This window comes from Thermogladius sp. 4427co, from assembly GCF_051933805.1.
Taxonomy (GTDB): Archaea; Thermoproteota; Thermoprotei_A; order Sulfolobales; family Desulfurococcaceae; genus Thermogladius.
Genome location: NZ_CP196893.1, coordinates 378,378 through 394,395 on the forward strand (window position 1 = coordinate 378,378; position 16,018 = coordinate 394,395).

At 44.3% G+C, this 16,018-nt stretch carries 15 protein-coding genes and 1 tRNA gene; 10 read left to right on the forward strand and 6 right to left on the reverse strand.

Annotated features, from left to right (window positions below; genetic code table 11):
* Positions 1 to 24 precede the first annotated feature (24 nt).
* Positions 25 to 1,089 (forward strand): L-threonylcarbamoyladenylate synthase, encoded by a 1,065-nt coding sequence (locus ACSU1N_RS02025; RefSeq protein WP_440059955.1) that lies wholly within the window; start codon positions 25 to 27, stop codon positions 1,087 to 1,089.
* Here ACSU1N_RS02025 and ACSU1N_RS02030 read toward each other — a convergent pair.
* On the reverse strand, positions 1,082 to 1,369 hold the full coding sequence (locus ACSU1N_RS02030; RefSeq protein WP_440059956.1) for a hypothetical protein: 288 nt from the start codon (positions 1,367 to 1,369) through the stop codon (positions 1,082 to 1,084). The genes ACSU1N_RS02025 and ACSU1N_RS02030 overlap by 8 nt on opposite strands.
* 91 nt (positions 1,370 to 1,460) lie before the next feature.
* Between ACSU1N_RS02030 and ACSU1N_RS02035 the strand changes: the two genes are divergently transcribed.
* Entirely contained in the window at positions 1,461 to 2,075 is a 615-nt protein-coding gene (locus ACSU1N_RS02035; RefSeq protein ID WP_440059957.1) for a UbiX family flavin prenyltransferase, read from the forward strand.
* Here the strand turns inward: ACSU1N_RS02035 and ACSU1N_RS02040 are convergent.
* The 3 genes from ACSU1N_RS02040 to ACSU1N_RS02050 form a co-directional block, all read right to left on the reverse strand.
* Entirely contained in the window at positions 2,065 to 2,433 is a 369-nt protein-coding gene (locus ACSU1N_RS02040; RefSeq protein WP_440059958.1) for a hypothetical protein, read from the reverse strand. The two genes, ACSU1N_RS02035 and ACSU1N_RS02040, sit on opposite strands and share 11 nt — an antisense overlap.
* Positions 2,434 to 2,523: 90 nt before the next feature.
* The gene (gene endA, locus ACSU1N_RS02045) at positions 2,524 to 3,093 is read right to left on the reverse strand and encodes a tRNA-intron lyase (protein ID WP_440060321.1); all 570 of its coding nucleotides are present in this window, start codon (positions 3,091 to 3,093) and stop codon (positions 2,524 to 2,526) included.
* Positions 3,078 to 3,734, reverse strand: coding sequence for a DUF47 domain-containing protein (locus ACSU1N_RS02050; protein ID WP_440059959.1), 657 nt, complete (start codon positions 3,732 to 3,734; stop codon positions 3,078 to 3,080). The genes endA and ACSU1N_RS02050 overlap by 16 nt, the downstream gene beginning before the upstream one ends.
* Positions 3,735 to 3,791: 57 nt before the next feature.
* On the opposite strand from ACSU1N_RS02050, the gene ACSU1N_RS02055 reads away from it, so the two are divergent.
* Positions 3,792 to 5,396, forward strand: a complete 1,605-nt coding sequence (locus ACSU1N_RS02055; RefSeq protein WP_440059960.1) for a B12-binding domain-containing radical SAM protein — start codon at positions 3,792 to 3,794, stop codon at positions 5,394 to 5,396.
* Positions 5,397 to 5,427: 31 nt separating this feature from the next.
* Here ACSU1N_RS02055 and ACSU1N_RS02060 read toward each other — a convergent pair.
* Together ACSU1N_RS02060 and ACSU1N_RS02065 are read right to left on the reverse strand one after the other, a co-directional pair.
* Positions 5,428 to 5,502 (reverse strand) — tRNA-Val (locus tag ACSU1N_RS02060).
* 41 nt (positions 5,503 to 5,543) lie between these two features.
* Positions 5,544 to 6,959 (reverse strand): hypothetical protein, encoded by a 1,416-nt coding sequence (locus ACSU1N_RS02065; RefSeq protein ID WP_440059961.1) that lies wholly within the window; start codon positions 6,957 to 6,959, stop codon positions 5,544 to 5,546.
* A gap of 247 nt (positions 6,960 to 7,206) precedes the next feature.
* Between ACSU1N_RS02065 and ACSU1N_RS02070 the strand changes: the two genes are divergently transcribed.
* From ACSU1N_RS02070 to ACSU1N_RS02100, 7 genes are all read left to right on the forward strand, one after another.
* The gene (locus tag ACSU1N_RS02070; RefSeq protein ID WP_440059963.1) at positions 7,207 to 8,403 is read left to right on the forward strand and encodes a PLP-dependent cysteine synthase family protein; all 1,197 of its coding nucleotides are present in this window, start codon (positions 7,207 to 7,209) and stop codon (positions 8,401 to 8,403) included.
* 123 nt (positions 8,404 to 8,526) lie between these two features.
* A complete protein-coding gene (locus tag ACSU1N_RS02075) occupies positions 8,527 to 9,492 on the forward strand; it encodes an SDR family NAD(P)-dependent oxidoreductase (RefSeq protein ID WP_440059964.1) in 966 nt (321 codons plus the stop codon).
* Between the two features lie 117 nt (positions 9,493 to 9,609).
* A complete protein-coding gene (locus tag ACSU1N_RS02080) occupies positions 9,610 to 9,939 on the forward strand; it encodes a hypothetical protein (RefSeq protein WP_440059965.1) in 330 nt (109 codons plus the stop codon).
* Positions 9,936 to 12,041 carry a hypothetical protein gene (locus ACSU1N_RS02085; RefSeq protein WP_440059966.1) on the forward strand — a complete coding sequence of 702 codons (2,106 nt, stop codon included), beginning with the start codon at positions 9,936 to 9,938 and terminating at the stop codon, positions 12,039 to 12,041. The genes ACSU1N_RS02080 and ACSU1N_RS02085 overlap by 4 nt, the downstream gene beginning before the upstream one ends.
* 98 nt (positions 12,042 to 12,139) lie before the next feature.
* Positions 12,140 to 13,681, forward strand: a complete 1,542-nt coding sequence (locus ACSU1N_RS02090) for an extracellular solute-binding protein (protein WP_440059967.1) — start codon at positions 12,140 to 12,142, stop codon at positions 13,679 to 13,681.
* A gap of 37 nt (positions 13,682 to 13,718) precedes the next feature.
* Entirely contained in the window at positions 13,719 to 15,158 is a 1,440-nt protein-coding gene (locus ACSU1N_RS02095; protein ID WP_440059968.1) for a carbohydrate ABC transporter permease, read from the forward strand.
* Complete coding sequence (locus ACSU1N_RS02100) at positions 15,152 to 16,018, forward strand: ABC transporter permease subunit (RefSeq protein WP_440059969.1); 867 nt, start codon at positions 15,152 to 15,154, stop codon at positions 16,016 to 16,018. The genes ACSU1N_RS02095 and ACSU1N_RS02100 overlap by 7 nt, the downstream gene beginning before the upstream one ends.

The following is a 16,018-nucleotide window of genomic DNA, read 5'->3' on the forward strand; positions in this document are numbered from 1 at the left end:
TTATCTATACCACCGAGGGTGCTTATGACGATAATTGCTAGAGTAGACCCTTTCAGACCCGACGAAGAGGTAGTGCGGAAGGCAGCCGAGATAATAAAGAGAGGGGGGCTGGTCGCATTCCCAACCGAGACTGTTTACGGGCTAGGCGCAGACGTATTCAACAGACGTGCTGTCCTAAGGGTTTTCGAAGTAAAGGGCAGGCCCCCTGACAACCCTTTGATAATCCATGTTAACAGTCTCGAGATGTTGGATGAAGTAGCTAGCAGTATACCCGAGGTAGCGTATAAGCTGATATCGAAGTTCTGGCCAGGGCCTCTCACGCTAATACTGCCGAAGTCTGAGAAGGTTCCGTATGAAGCGACCGGAGGGTTAGATACCGTAGCTGTTAGAATGCCTGCTCACCCAGTGGCTCTGAAACTAATAGGCGAGTCACAGACGCCTATAGCTGCTCCTAGCGCTAATATATCAGGCTATCCAAGCCCTACAAAGGGGGAACACGTGATCAGAGACCTCTACTCGAAAATAGATATGATTATTGACGCGGGAGATACCTTATACGGCGTAGAATCCACTATCATCAACATTCTCACAGACCCGCCTACCCTGTTAAGGCCCGGGGCCTACCCTGTCGAAGAAATTGAGAAGGCTATTGGGAAGAATATAGTCATACCAGAATTCGCTAGAGGTTTGAAAGAGGCTGGGCAAGCCCTCGCGCCGGGTATGAGGTATAGGCATTATTCACCGGCTACGCCTCTAGTACTTATCGAATTATCTGACTATAGCAGGCAATCCCTTAGCGAACTAGCGTGGAACGTGATTAGATTAGTCGACCAGTATAAAGACAGGAAGGTGTGCATACTAGCGACGGAGGAGACGAAGGAGTACTATACTGGTTTAAACGCTGTAATAGTCCCGCTTGGTAGTAGAAAGAGTTTCTACGAAATAGCCCATAATCTCTTCGACGCACTGAGAAAGCTCGACCAGCTCGGTTGCGGAATAGCTATTGCCGAAGGCTTCGAAGAACGCGGGCTGGGATTGACTATAATGAATAGGCTTAGGAAAGCTTGTTCAAGGAGAATCGTTATCTAATAATTCTGAAGACGATCTTGTAGTCTCGTAGATACTTGGATAGAACATTGCTTAATGTCTCTGCTAAATATTCGTTCACCCCTGGCGATTCAGCGTATAGCCTGCCTTCAATAATATTGTAGCCCGGGTAGAAATGCAGGCTGGCTACAAACTTATCTCTATACATTACCCTCATACTATAGGAATGCCTTTCAGCCCATAATCCTAGCGACCTCAGCTCCCATACTATCTTATTGAAAACCCTGGGGTGTATGCCTTTAGGGATATAGCTCGAAGACATACTACCTCCGTAGACCAAAGCATAATTAATAATAGGTAGACAGAGTATAAGCTTTAACCGAAGTGATGTAGCTCGAAAGGCCTGAGATGTGATGAGCCCGCGCAGGTCTGATAGCAAACTTATTGTAGGTTTAAGCGGTGCCAGCGGGATCCTCTACGGGCTGAAACTATTAGAGCATGTAAAACTAGCGAAAGAAGTCTATAAGGAGGTTTCCGTTATCTACACCCCGAACGCTATCAAAGTGGCTAGGCTCGAAGCAGGGGTTGACCTGCCGGGGTTTTTATCGAGTATAAGAGATATCGAATCAATTTATTCTAGCGAAGACCTGGACTCACCGCTGGCTAGTAGCAGTAACCTCGTTAGGGCAGACATGGTTATAATCCCTGCTTCAATGAATACTATAGCAAAAATTTCTAACGGTATACAGGATAATCTTCTGACGAGAGTAGCTATCAGCGTTCTGAGGCTTGGAAACAAGCTTGTGCTAGTACCTAGGGAAACCCCGCTATCAACGATCGACCTCTACAATTTATATAAACTATCTAGGATGGGCTCGATTATTCTACCCGCTATGCCTGCTTTCTACATAAACCCGCGTGCAATCGACGACCTAATCCTATTTATAGTAGGCAAGGTTTTCGACGTTCTGGGGATCGAGCATTCGCTCTACAAGAGGTGGGGAACAGGTAGCAGTACTACCTCCTAAGCCTCTTATCGTCGATATCTTCGATAGCTTCTATCTCTCTAAACAATTCTTCATCGCTCAAAGGCTTAATCTTCTTCTCTAAAGCTTTAGCACACTTACCGTTAGGCAGGAGAGCGTTAGTCTTGCAGGAGGCATACTGGCATTCCCCACCAATGCACTCCCCGCCTGTAAGCCGGCACATAGCTACTTTAAACGTCTTACCCCGGTAGGTTTTTGTCGCGACAAACAATGCGTTCCTAGTACACTTGAACAATGGGCATAAAGGATTGCATTTATCGTCTAGAGGCATTGGGAGAAGACGTTCTTCATGCTTTTTCTGCTGGAATCTATCATCTCTCTCGGTTTTCCTCCAGGCCAATTAAAAACACCTCATGCTAACGGAGGCACCATACTGTTTTACCAGAGCCCTCTGTTCAACAATTTGAATATTATGCTGTAAAACATTTTATTAAGGTTTCCACCAGTTAAGCACCATGTAGTTTATTTTGAGAGCCTCGTCGACGATCGCTATGATAAGCTTTTTCCTCACAGAATGCAGGAGCCTCCCCATCCTAACGACCTCGATAGGGTCGACAGACTCCTTGCTCGTGAAAACCTGTACGCCGAAAGGAGCATGGTCTATACCAGGCCCATGCCTGTAAATGAGGAAGTCGCACCCGAATTTGAGACCTCTCCTAACAACAAAACCTCTCTCGCGTAAATCTTTGTATACAGCGTAGAGCTCGCGAAATCTATTAACTCTCTCTATACCTATTCTATATAATTGATCCGCTGTAAGAGGTGTTAACCCGTTATCACCCCTATAGTATACATTTAGACCCTTCTTCTCGAGTAGGTAGAGGGCTTCGAGCAACGAGAGCTCGAGCGGGGCTTTATCGCTCCTGCTACGCGGTTTATCAATCCCTAGGAAGGAACCGTAGAAGGAACTCCAGTATATAGCGGATGCACAATCAGGGTCTGGGACAATAACCCGGTTGTAGAGAAGGAAGGACTCGCACTTCCCTATATCGACGCTGATTTCATTAGAGCTATGAAACGTATTTCCTCACCGATTATCTTTGCGGAATCCGATATCTCCTCTATGAAATCAATAATCTCTTTCCCAACCATTAGGGCGAGTATGTTATTGTTATATATCTTGTATAAGTTGAAAGTCGTCCTCCTATATAGTTCGTCAGCTGACGCCTCTAGCTTGCTTATCTCGTTACAGTTTAGAACGCTCTTCTTCGGGTTTAGCCTTAATTTGTCCAGGGAGTCTCTTATCAGCTGCACCTGCCTTTTAGCTATTTCTATTAGCTCCCTTATGCTATTCAGGATACTACTATCTAACCCAACCCGGCTTTCCTCCAGCAGGGTTAGCCTGTAGGCTGCCCCGTCCGTCAACTGGGCAATCCTATCTAGGGCTTGTGCAATCGTTGTATAAGACCTTGCGTTGAGTAGTGCTTCTCCTGTCCTTGTAAGGTATTCCATTACCATTACCTTGCTATCTTCAACCCTATTCTTCAAATCCCTGATCCTTGGATAGAGCCTTGCCGCATTACCGTTCCGGTAGGCATCGAATTCCTCGGATAAGCCTCCTAGTATATCCTCGATATCCCTCACCATCGACAGCAGGTATTCTATGCTATTCATCTCGGCTATCGACGACTCAGCCGACATTATTTACCCCGTTTAAACTTACTTAATAAAGGGTATTTAAAGAACACTAGTGAGTATATGAGGGTTCTCGTAGTAGACGCATTAGCTAGGAGTGAGGGCGCTAGGTACTCGACCTACGATGTAGTAGGTTCAGGGCCTAGGGTAGTAGCCGGCATAGTAGAGAGTATTGGCATACCTGTTAGACTAGTAACATACGAGAATGTTGTAAACAATAAAGTGAGAGTTGGGAGGTTCGACCTTGTTCTTATAAGCGCGATGAGCTCTGATCTTGGAGCTGTAGTAAAACTCTCGAACTATTTGAAAAAACTAAATAGTAATATCTTCATCCTAGTCGGCGGCCCCATAAGCTTCTCGTGGAAGAAGCTATTAGAGGAGGCTGCAGACGTTGACGCAGTAATAGTGGGTGAAGCCGAAATACCCCTCCCTATCTTCCTACGTGAAATCGGGGAAAAAGGTTTGGGAAACATTGATTTCGAACGCATTCCAGCCATAGCCTTTCGAACCCCGAATAAGACGATTAAATTAACAAGTCATCATATACATGCCTCGGTCGACGATATCGTAAGATACAAGCACTGGAGTAGAGTAGACCTAACATACCATCCTGTGAAAATATACAGATATTACGTAGAGGTTGTTAGAGGTTGTAGCAATTTCTACAGGCCTATCCTGAGAAAGCTTGGTTGCATCAAATGCTTCTTATGCAGGAGCAGAGAGCTAGAGAAGAGAATTCAATGCCCGGCTAATATACCTGCTGGATGCGGTTTCTGCAGCGTTCCCTATATGTTTGGGCCTGCTAGGTCAATACCCATAGACTATATCAGCAGAGAGGTTGAAGAACTCGTTGAGAACGGTGCGAGAAGGATTGTCTTAAGCGCTCCAGACTTCTTAGATTATGGTAGAGACTGGCTTGTGAGATCTGTTTTAACAGACCCTTGCGAGCCACAGCCAAATACCGACGCTATCGAAGGACTCTTGTCGAGCCTCAGCGATATAAAGGTTTTCAGAGATGGCGAGGGGGTTTTAATGATCGAGAATATTAAAGCATGCCTAGTCAACGACGAGATAGCTAGGGTGCTCGGCAAATACCTCAGGGGGACTACTATACATATAGGGCTTGAAACAGGCGACTACGAATTCAATAGAGACGTGTTGGGCAAGCCTATTGGCCTAGACCATGTTGTTAAAGCCGCTAGATTGCTTCGGGAAGCAGGGCTAAGGCCCTACGTCTACTTGATGCATAGCCTCCCGCTCGCGTCAGATAGAGTATATGTTGAAACCATCAAGGGTGTGAGAGAGCTTGCTAAAGTAGGTGTCGAGAAAATAACGCTGTATAAATACATGCCGTTACCGGGAACGGCTTTCGAACCGCTTGGTCCACCTAGGTTAGATGATAGGCTTAAATCGCTAGTACTAGAGCTTAAAAAACTAGTCGACGAATTCAACCTCGCCTCTAAGAAAAACCTTCTCAACGAAGAAGTCGAAGTCTACCTATTGTATAGTAATGGGAGATTCTACGGGTACCCTGTTAAACATGGGCCCGTGGTTTTCGTTAAAGGAGTTAAATCCGATAAATACAGCGGTTGCAGGGCAATAGTTAAGATCACGGATGTGAGAGAAAGATATGTTATAGGCGTTCTAAGCAGGATTGTAGGCTGCTGAATCAGAAAGGCAATCCTCTACATGAAACTAGTGGGCCCGCGGGGATTTGAACCCCGGACCTCCGCCGTGTGAGGGCGGCGTCCATACCAGGCTAGACGACGGGCCCTATTTGAATATTAGGATTCAACATGGTTTAATAAACGTGAACTACTGTCTGTCACCACCCTGTTCTCTACTTTTAAACACGATTTCAGCAAACCTGTCTCTAACCGGCTCGTAGACCTTCTTGTAGAATTCCTGAGGGTCTAATAGTACCCTATCCGGGAACCTCCTTACGTATTCTACTGCTTTCTCCCATGCTAGCTCGTAGGGTATCCCTGCTAACTCTATTTTCTTAGCGATATTCCTATCGTAGTCTTCAGGCGTTTGTTCAACGCCTCCGATTACGTATAGGCCTCTAGGGGAAACCTGGGCTTTCTCGCCTCCTAGAGAATCCCATTTAAGTTCCTCATCCCTGTAGGAAGAGCTGCTACCGTAAACTTCTCTCATCCTCATTAATAGCCTCCGGGAGGAGGGGCCGTAGTATTTAGCCCACGCGTAGAAAATAGCTCTGTTCAGCCCCCAGCTCTTAGCTTTCTCTAAATCCCCTTTCAACACATAGTATCTAGCAGCCTGTAATAACCCCATTACCTGGAACCTCCCGATCCTAGGGGGTTCGGTAGTCCCGGCTTTCTCAACGATCTTATCTCCTTCATCTACACGCTCCCCTAGCTTTGCTTCTCTAGGAGTCTCGAGCTGTATCCTCATATGGTTAGACTTCCTGAAAACTCTAAGCTTTGAAAAAGCTTCTTCAGCTAAATCGTCTGCCTCACCCTTCTTGAAACTCCTCCAGGCCTGTGGGTCGTGCCGTGGGTTAGAAGGGTTCGACCATTCAGGATCGAATTCTACTAGAGCTCTTGGCTTCAACGCTATCGCAACCCTGTTCTTCTCCCTGTGGAAGCTCAACGGTGCTGTAAAGACTCTCTTAGGGTTTACGATATTCTCTATTTTTATACAGCCTCCACAGTTTCTAACTAGGTTAAAAAGGTCTTTCTCTAGTGTTTCTAAAACGTATTCTACAACACCCCATGCTACTTCAACAGGGTGTTTTCCCTCGAGCACCCTATCGAAGGCATGCTCGTTGATCCTTATATGGAATCCGTTACCACTCCAGAGGATGTAAACGCTCTCGCTAACATTCCTAGATTCTAGGAAGCTTACTATGGTGTTAATAGCTTCTACAGCAGTCCTCCAGGATTTGCCGAACTCTCCTTCTAGGTCAATATCTATGAAAGGTGTTGCTAGTTTAACATTTGAATCATAGCCTTCTTCAACATCCACCCTCGACTCGAGCCTACCGAAGACCTCTATACTCCCATAAATGCTCCGAGGAGCGATCTTTGAATACTTCGAGAATAAGACATAGACGTCTGAAGGTTTATTGATAGCGAGCGGTCTATCACCCTCCCACCTAACCCATTTCTTGCCAACACCTTCTAGCCCAACCCACCTGCCTCTAAGGAACTCGTAGATTTCTTCTTGAACACTCTTCTTACTATAATGGGCTAGAATAGCCAGAGACAATAGAAAACACCTTAATCTACTATCTAAACTAAATGTCTTGAAAAACCGTAGCACTCTTCTCGTTTTTCTCTATCAAAGAGATAAGAGAATTCTACTACCCGAATTATAGGGATGATAATAGAGAATTAGGATTATAGGGTTTGTTTATCGGTATTCCCAGCGTCTCGTAAAGGAGTTTACAAGCCCGGTTCTTGTAAAAAAGTTTATGCCTACTGTATGAAATCCTTTCAACAGGGATTGGGGGTTTATGGGTGAAAGGATCCAGCTTATTGAATTAGATAGCTTAAAGGGAAGAATAGTAAGTATTGTAGAAGCCCTTCCTTATATAAAAGATATTCTATCTATGTGGAAGAGTCCTGGCTTGAGGATAAGAAATGATTTCAGAGTAGAAGACGACATATTGTATACAGCTCTGTGGTCTCTTTATCCTCGATTCGTCCCTCTCGGAGAAGAAAGTGTAACATTAGACCAGCTAGATTTCTACCATAATGTGAAAGGAGATCCTATTAGAGTATACGATTCGATACTAGACCTTGTCACTCGGAATATCCCGACTCCTCTAGTGAAATTCAGGAGTCTCAGCAATGGGGATATTAGAGTATGGGGAAAACTAGAATGGTACCACCCATTCAGTATGAGTATAAAAGACAGAGTCGCATGGTTTATCCTATTAAATAATGAGTCTATTAAGGCGAAAAAGAAGGTTATTGAAGCAACATCTACTAACTTCGGTCTCGCGCTAGCAGGCCTCGCCAACTACCTGGGTATCTCTACTAAAATATACCTTCCTATGACAGCTCAGAGGTGTATTGAATACGTTTTCGATCTACTTGGTTCACAAGTTGTGAAAACAAGAAACCTGTTAACTACAGAGATCATCGACGAAGTAAGACGTGCTGCAATAGAAGAAGGGGCTGTGCATCCAGACCAGTTCAATAACGACCTCAACCTAATAGCCCACCTGAGGTATACTGCTAAAGAGCTAGACTACCAAACACTGAATAAAGGGCTAAAAATCACATCTATTGTAAGCGGTTTGGGAACCTCGGGGCATCTCGCAGCTCTCTCAATATATTTTAAATCGAAATATAAGAACGTAAGAGTCTATGGTGTACAGCCAGCTAGAGGAGAATTCATACCCGGGTTGAGGAGAGTAGAGACGGGGATGAAATGGGTTGATCTAGCAGAACTCGATGGAATAATCGATGTTACGCTCGAAGAAGCTTTCCAGGAAATCATCTCTATAGCTAGGAACGAGGGTTTGCTTATTGGTTTTAGTGCCGGAGCGATTGTAAGGGCTGTTAGAGAACTAGCTATAAGAGGCCAATTGAGTGGAGACGTAATAATAATAGTACCTGACCACGGGCTTAAGTATGCTGAGCTAATTGAGGCATTATACTCGCGTGTTTGTAGGGAGTCGATAGGTACCCCGTTAGGGGATTAACGAGGATGTTCTGAAAGTTTGAAAGAGATAGTCTATACTCTTGGTATTTTCACATTGTCCTCGGAAAGTTTTGAGAAACAGTTTTTACCTTAAAGCGTCCTTCACCGATCCAAGGGTGTTCACGTGAGTGGATACATACTAGTTACAGGAGGGGCTGGTTTCATAGGAAGTCATATAGTAGACAAACTTGTAGAAAAAGGCTACAAGGTCAGGGTTATCGATAACCTTAGCAGCGGGAGGCTTGAGAATCTGGCTAGGTACAAAAATAATCCTATGGTCGATATTATAATCGGAGACCTCAAGAATCCAGGGGATATTAGCAAAGCCTTAGAGGGAGTTGAAACAGTTTTCCATTTCGCAGCAAACCCGGAGGTAAGGGTTAGTACTACGAATCCCGAGATACATTTCAGTGAGAATATAGTTGCTACATTCAACCTGCTCGAAGCTATGAGGAGGAAGAATGTGAGAGAGATCGTGTTTGCATCTTCGAGCTCTGTCTACGGTGAGCCAGCGGAAATACCTGTGGGGGAAGAAAGCCCTATCCGCCCTGTTTCAGTATATGGTGCCAGTAAAGCGTCTTGCGAAGCATTACTGCACGCGTATACAGTCCTATACGGTTTCAGGTCTATAATAATAAGGTATGCGAACATAGTAGGCCCTAGGCTTAGACACGGGGTTATATGGGATTTCCTAGTCAAGCTTAGCAATAACCCTAGCGAGCTCGAAATACTAGGAGACGGAAACCAGGTGAGAAGCTATATGTATGTAAGCGACGCTGTCGATGCAACGCTCACTGTCTGGGAGAAAGAAGAAGAGAGGTATAGTATCTACAATGTTGGGTCAGCGGATTGGATCAGCGTAAACGAGGTAGCAGGCATTGTTATCGAAACGATCGGGTTGGGAAACGTTAAGATACGCTACAAGCCTATCGCGCACGGTATTGGATGGCCTGGTGACGTTAAAAGGATCGCCCTGAAAATTGATAAGCTGAGATCAATAGGTTTCAATCCGAGATTTAATTCTAGGCAAAGCGTTAGGAGAACAGTGGAGGAATTGCTTAGTGAGACGGGTTTATTCCGAAAAACATAATCTGTCTAAAAACTTACCCTTAGATCAGTGAGTAGTCGAAGAAGCATTCTACAACCTGCGCATTAGTTTCATTATACCCTCTTCTTTAACTATGAAAGTTTTGCTAAAGGGGTCTTATTGAATGAGTTCGCGGCTGCTGCTATATCCTTATTAATAACCCTGGCGGGTTTCAGCATAGTTTTAACAGCTGTATACAATTCGAATTCAGTAATCGAATCCCTCAATACGGTCTGCGGTACCGCATTACCGGTAACAATCTCAAACGACTACATATACGCCTACTACCAGGGCTGCATGCTTAGGTTGAAAACTCCTGTAGAAGTATTCTCGAACGGCTCCTGGGTGGAGAGTAATGTATTAACCGGCGGCTCTTTGTTTAGAGTGGCTTACCATAATGGGAGAGTAGTTCTCGATACTGATAGAGGTCTGCTTACGGTGGGATTTTGAATAGTGTAAGTACTATCGTAGGCTTATACCTAGCTTTAATTGCGATGATGGTCATCGGTTTAGCTATAGCTGGGAAGATAGGGGATTTCGCCTCCTCTTTCACCTACTTAGCCGATAAGTACATCGATAGGTTCAGAGAGGCTTCAAACCCTCCTCTTATGAGCCTTGTATTAAATGGTTCCAGCCTCTACCTTAATATTACGCCGTTAACCCCGTTTTACCTTAAGTATTTAATAATGGAGTTTTCCAACGGTAGTAGCGATATTACGGAGATGGATCTCCTCATACGTAGCCCTACCTTGATACTTCTCATGCAGAACTATAGTGGAGAGGTTTTCAGGCCTATCCTTGTTACAGATAACGGTATCTCCTACGTGTATACCCCGGCCAGAGACGTAAACCTAGTACTATTAAATCCTGCTATAGGAGGCAAATCGTATATAGATAGTGATGTTGTAAATACTCTGGCTGAACAAGGCATTAAGAAGGGTAGCGTGACAAGTGTCTACAATCCTCTTCTAAATTCCCCTATGCTGGTTATTGCAGGAGATACTATGCCTAGTTACTCTTTGGCTAGGGTTAACAATACGCTGAGACTCGACCTGTCTTTGGGTTTCACTATTCTCTCAAACGGGAGCTCCTGCTTAACAGTGAACATATACAATTACCAGACTAAGCTATACCTCTACTGCCTTGATTCCAGTAGCAATTACTTCGATAACGCTACTAGAATTACTAGTTTAACCGTTATTAATCACACTATCGACCTCTATATAGAGGGTTTCGGGAGTTACAAAGGAGTCGTATATTACTGGTATCCCTATCTTACTTCAAGAGAGCCATCGCATATATTCAATTTGTATATCCTCCTGAGGTTTAAGCCCCGGGACACTGTATCTATAGTTTTGAACGGTACGGCTTCGGTTAATCTATCTTTCAACTCTCCAGGAGCATTTATCTACAGTCCTTACCCTAATGTTTGCGACACTGTACTAGACGACTACTTCGGGCTTTCTGTCGTAATCCCCATGATCCAAGCACCGTACTCGAATTATGTTTCAAAGGGTTATTTCGAAGGATATGTTAATGCCACTAATATATACGGCGGGTTTAACCAGACAAGGCAGTACCAGTTCACTAACGCATCATATCTTCTGACGCAACCTGATACCAGCCTGCCGTACCCCAGGTACCCTCCAATCTATAACGCTTCTTCTACAGGATATTTCGCTACAAGCGACTATGTAATAATAGCCGGTGGGGGAACATACCTTGCCCGTGTACTACCCGAGACTGTAACAATCAATGCGTCAATAAACATAGACTCGCTCATCGTATTAGACTATCCCTATGTTACGATCAGTACCCAGCAGAGCGGTCTATTAAATCTGAGTAGTGTTTTCCAATACGTATATCCTAACCCTGTTAATAGGACATGGTACAAGATGTATAATGATTTATTGAATAATTACACAGCCCCCCAGTCTCTCGCGTACACTGGTCCAGATAATAATCTGCGTATCGTGCTCGACACCGGGGGTTCAAGCGTGTATTATACCCCGACAGGCTATATGAATATTACGAGGACCAATATACTGCTCCCCGTCTTATCTACTTGGAACATTAGTTGCACGGGGAGTAGTGCGAACTTTACTCTAGGAAACCGTATATGGTTTAATATAGTAGGCGTCTCAGCAAACCTCTCCTCGCCCTCAATACCCCAGCCACTACTATTATCCCTGAATACAGGGCTGAATACCACTATTATCCTAGTAGAACCTGCTAAACCCATTGTCACAATAGGGTACTATGGTTCAAACCAGTCTGTCTATGCGTTTGTATACAGAGGTGTTAGAACAATATTATATAATACGTTGAATGAGACTCTTGAAGCATATCTCGTAAAACTCACCATGACAAAAAACATGCTTGTATACGATACGAGTACTACACCCGTCGACAGGTTTACGATGTATCCGGGCATTAACTATTGGATCCCGCCTAGCTCTATTGATAGGGGTTTCTACGCTCTCCTGGTTAAACCAGTCGACAACCCTCTTATCACACCAAAGTACCAGGTGATAATAGTCTACATTATTTAATCAGTTATGGTAAAACCATTAAAAAGGAAAAATTCTTTTCCTAAGAGTCATGTTTAAATAATTTCGCACACTTTTACATATATATTGGAGGGTATGGTATGAATGCTCTAACAAAGACACAAGCAATAATAATTATCATAGCAATACTTATTATTGTAGCTGGAGCCGTACTATACTATTACACATATACACCACCTACGACTACAACCCCTCCGCCTACTACGACGACAACTGCTACGACGACTACTACGACAACCACGCCTGTAGCAACCACTACTCCTACTACGACTACTCCTACAGTACCAGTTATAACGATAGGTAATTCCACGATCAGGGTGTCTAGCGATCTATACGATTTTGTCCAGGCATGTAAATCCGGTAGTATACCTAAGGGTAGCGTAGAGATAATATTCGGTCACGCGCTAGCTTCAAGTGAGATACCTGCTTTCCAGCAAGCTATAAACAGTTTCATGCAGGAATACCCGTGTATAAAAGTGACTGTTAAAGCATATGCAGACATGAATACCCTTAAGTCGTCGGTTATCGCAGCTGTTGCTGTTGGACAGCCGGGTGCCGGTCCCGACGTGTTTACATGGGCTCACGACTGGATCGGGAGCTTCGCAGAAGCAGGTAGGATAGTGGCTCTAGACAAGTACCTGCCTCCTGAGAGCATCCAGGATATTAGGAGCCTACTACTACCAGTGGCAGCATCTGCTGTAACATACAAGCTAAAGATGTATGGCGTACCATACGCTGGCGAAGCTATTGCTTTGATAATCAATAAGAAAATGGTTTCAACCCCGCCTAAGACGTTCGACGAAATGAAGGCTATTATGCAACAATTCTACAATCCTAGCCAGGAGAAGTATGGGTTAGCATACCAGATCGACCCCTACCACATATACCCGTGGATAACAGCTTTCGGCGGGTACTGGTATGACCAGTTAACAGATACTATAGGGGTAAACTCTACTCAGACAAAAGAGGGAGTAATATTCTTTATTAAAAATATTCTACCCTACCTCTACTACCAGGACCTTGGTGCGCCGACACAGCCGAACCTGTTCTTCAACGGCCAGGCCCCTATGATTATAACAGGCCCATGGAACCTTGCGGGGATAAACCAGTCTATCGGCCTGGATAACATAATAGTTGAAGCAATACCGCCTATAATTATTAATGGTACAGAACATATACCGAGGCCTTTCAGCGGATTCAGGAATATGTATATAACTACACTAGCCGAGCTTGGAGGAAAGAATAGGATACTTGCTTCAATACTCTTCGTCCTATACATGGGTTTAAACGATGATGTATTGAAGACACTGATGATCCAGAACGGCTACGTCCCAGTCAAATTGAGTGTACTACAGTACCTTGAAGCAAACAAGGATAAATACCCGATCATATACGGTTTCGCGCAGTCAGTTATGAACAGCACCCCGATGCCTAACTCTCCTAAGATGGATGTAGTATGGAATGTCGGCACCTATTTGAACGCTATTATAAACGCCTACACTCAGGCTATGAGCCAGGGTAAACCCCAGAGCGAGGCTATCCAGGCTGCGATAGCACAGGTAGGACCCCAGCTAGACCAAGCTTATGCTAGTATTATGCAGGCTCTATCTACAATGACATAATTTTTTCCCCTAGGACATAACCCATTAGGTGACCCCTATGCCTCGTAGGTCTATAGCTGAACTAATTTACCCTAAGAAAATTGGGTTGATACTTGCTATAACAAGTATAGTATTATATTTATTCTTCTCAATATGGCCTATTCTCTTTTCTATCGGGATTGCTTTCACAGATGCCAACGACGTGAGGATAGCCCCTAACCCTGCAATGGTTGCTTCAATCAACAATGCTATAGCGTGTGCGACAGTATTAAGAGATAATTTATCGTATAGGGAAGCTGCTATATCGGTTGTTAAGAAGGTTGACTCGCTATTATCCTCACTAAATGATAGCCTCACCATTTTACTCAACGCTGTCAGGAGCGGGATGAGCCCATCTAGCCTCGAATACCAGCTTTACGTATCAGACCTGTACAACAAAGCCAACCAGTTGCCTAGTATAATAAGTGATTTCGATAGAATCTTTAACTGCACAGCCCTAGGCTATCCAACTGATAAGGCTATCATAAGCTCTGAAGTAGAATCTAATTTATCTAGGCTAATAGACATAGCCTCGTACCTCCCTACTCTACAAGACCCCAAGAAGATAGAGAACCTAACTGTTATGGGCCTGGGTATCGTGTCCTCGGCTAGCAATTACTTTAGGACACTAGAGACAAATTACCAGGGGTATTTCAATACTGTTATAAACAGTCTTGAAGCAGACAAGAATAGTATAGAACTACACTTCGTAGGATTAAGCAATTTCCAAAAGCTCTTCACTGACCCGAGATTCGTTTACTCACTGTATAAGACACTATTATTCGTAGCAACAAGCGTACCGCTTAAAGTTCTAGTAGGAGTAGCTCTAGCATTCCTATTCTCAACACCTCTAATGTACGGTAGGAGGATCTGGAGAGGGCTGCTTCTAACGCCATGGGCGCTGCCGATCCTATTATCGGGCATGATGTGGAAGTATATATTCTACCCCAGCGGTCCTATGGGGTTAGCATTCCACCTAGACATAAACAATAACGAGTGGCACGCGTTCCTAGTCTACAACCTGTTCGAAATGTGGCTCGCATACCCGTTTATAATGACTGTAACAATGGGGGCGCTCTCTGGTGTCTCAAAAGACCTGATTGAAGCATCATATATCGACGGCGCTAGCATATGGTTAAGGATGAGAAAGATAGTACTGCCTCTCATATCTAGGCCGCTAGTATTAGCTACAATACTTACAACAGGAGCCTCCCTCCAGGCTTTCATGGTACCTCTTCTAATCAACGGCGGCGGCCCTACACAGACAATTAGTGTCCCAGGCCTTGGGTCTGCTACAGGGAATGCTAATGAGATGATCCTGCTATTCGGCTACGATAGGGTAACTATTGATAAACAATACGGATACGCGGCAGCCACATACGTCGTAGTCGTCTTGATAATTCTTGCGTACGTCGCGGTATGGTTCTACTACAGTAGGAAGGGTGGTAGAGGATGGTGAAAAGCTTCAGTCTATTCAAACTACTCTTGAAGATAGGTGTTACAGTTCTAGGAGTATTAATAGTATCCATACTGTTATATCCGGTAGCATACGCGTTCCTAATGTCTATCATGGGTAGAGAAGGGGTTTTCCTAACGAGTATAAGCCAGTTGGAGACCTACGGTATCAACCCGTGGAGGTATATCGAGGTCCTCAAAGACCCCGAGTTTATTAAATCGCTAACCACCAGCGTTATAGTAGCTGTTCTCACCATATTGATATCGGTTATCGTAATAACGCCAGCAGCCTACGGTTTCTCAAGATTCAGATTCTGGGGTAGGGACTCGCTACTATACGTCTACCTGATAATGAGCCAGGTCGGCGGGGGTTTCGGGATAATGGCTACAGTAGCCCTATATATATTCCTACTAAGGCTCAACGCGATAGGTATACCAGTGTTAGGAAACATGTTTATTCTACCAGTGATATACTCCTCGTGGCAAGTACCTTTCATGACATGGCTTTTGAAAACGTATTTCGACAGCCTCCCGAAAGAATTAGATGAAGCTGCTTTCATAGACGGCGCCAGCTGGTCTACGATAGTGTTCAGAGTAGTTCTCCCAGCATCTAGATCAGCATTGATAATAATAGCCTTATTCTCATTCATGGGCGCGTGGGGAGAGTTTATACTAGCCAATTTCCTAGGAGTCAGCACACTAGCCCAGTACATTTTCCAGACAGCATTCGGGTCTAGGGGGCTCGAGCTACCTGCTAGGTTTGCAGCGAACGCTATATTATTCGCTATACCTACAATAATAATATATGTCGTAGCGCAGAGGTATATTGGAGAAGCTATGAGAATGGGTGCTGTAAGAGGATGA

What these genes read in the sequence shown, in the direction of transcription:
- ACSU1N_RS02025 (WP_440059955.1), top strand. Translation starts at nt 25, where the DNA reads ATGACGATAATTGCTAGAGTAGACCCTTTCAGACCCGACGAAGAGGTA.
- ACSU1N_RS02095 (WP_440059968.1), top strand. Translation starts at nt 13,719, where the DNA reads ATGCCTCGTAGGTCTATAGCTGAACTAATTTACCCTAAGAAAATTGGG.
- ACSU1N_RS02035 (WP_440059957.1), top strand. Translation starts at nt 1,461, where the DNA reads ATGAGCCCGCGCAGGTCTGATAGCAAACTTATTGTAGGTTTAAGCGGT.
- ACSU1N_RS02030 (WP_440059956.1), bottom strand. Translation starts at nt 1,369, where the DNA reads ATGTCTTCGAGCTATATCCCTAAAGGCATACACCCCAGGGTTTTCAAT.
- ACSU1N_RS02050 (WP_440059959.1), bottom strand. Translation starts at nt 3,734, where the DNA reads ATGTCGGCTGAGTCGTCGATAGCCGAGATGAATAGCATAGAATACCTG.
- ACSU1N_RS02055 (WP_440059960.1), top strand. Translation starts at nt 3,792, where the DNA reads ATGAGGGTTCTCGTAGTAGACGCATTAGCTAGGAGTGAGGGCGCTAGG.
- ACSU1N_RS02070 (WP_440059963.1), top strand. Translation starts at nt 7,207, where the DNA reads ATGGGTGAAAGGATCCAGCTTATTGAATTAGATAGCTTAAAGGGAAGA.
- ACSU1N_RS02090 (WP_440059967.1), top strand. Translation starts at nt 12,140, where the DNA reads ATGAATGCTCTAACAAAGACACAAGCAATAATAATTATCATAGCAATA.
- ACSU1N_RS02100 (WP_440059969.1), top strand. Translation starts at nt 15,152, where the DNA reads ATGGTGAAAAGCTTCAGTCTATTCAAACTACTCTTGAAGATAGGTGTT.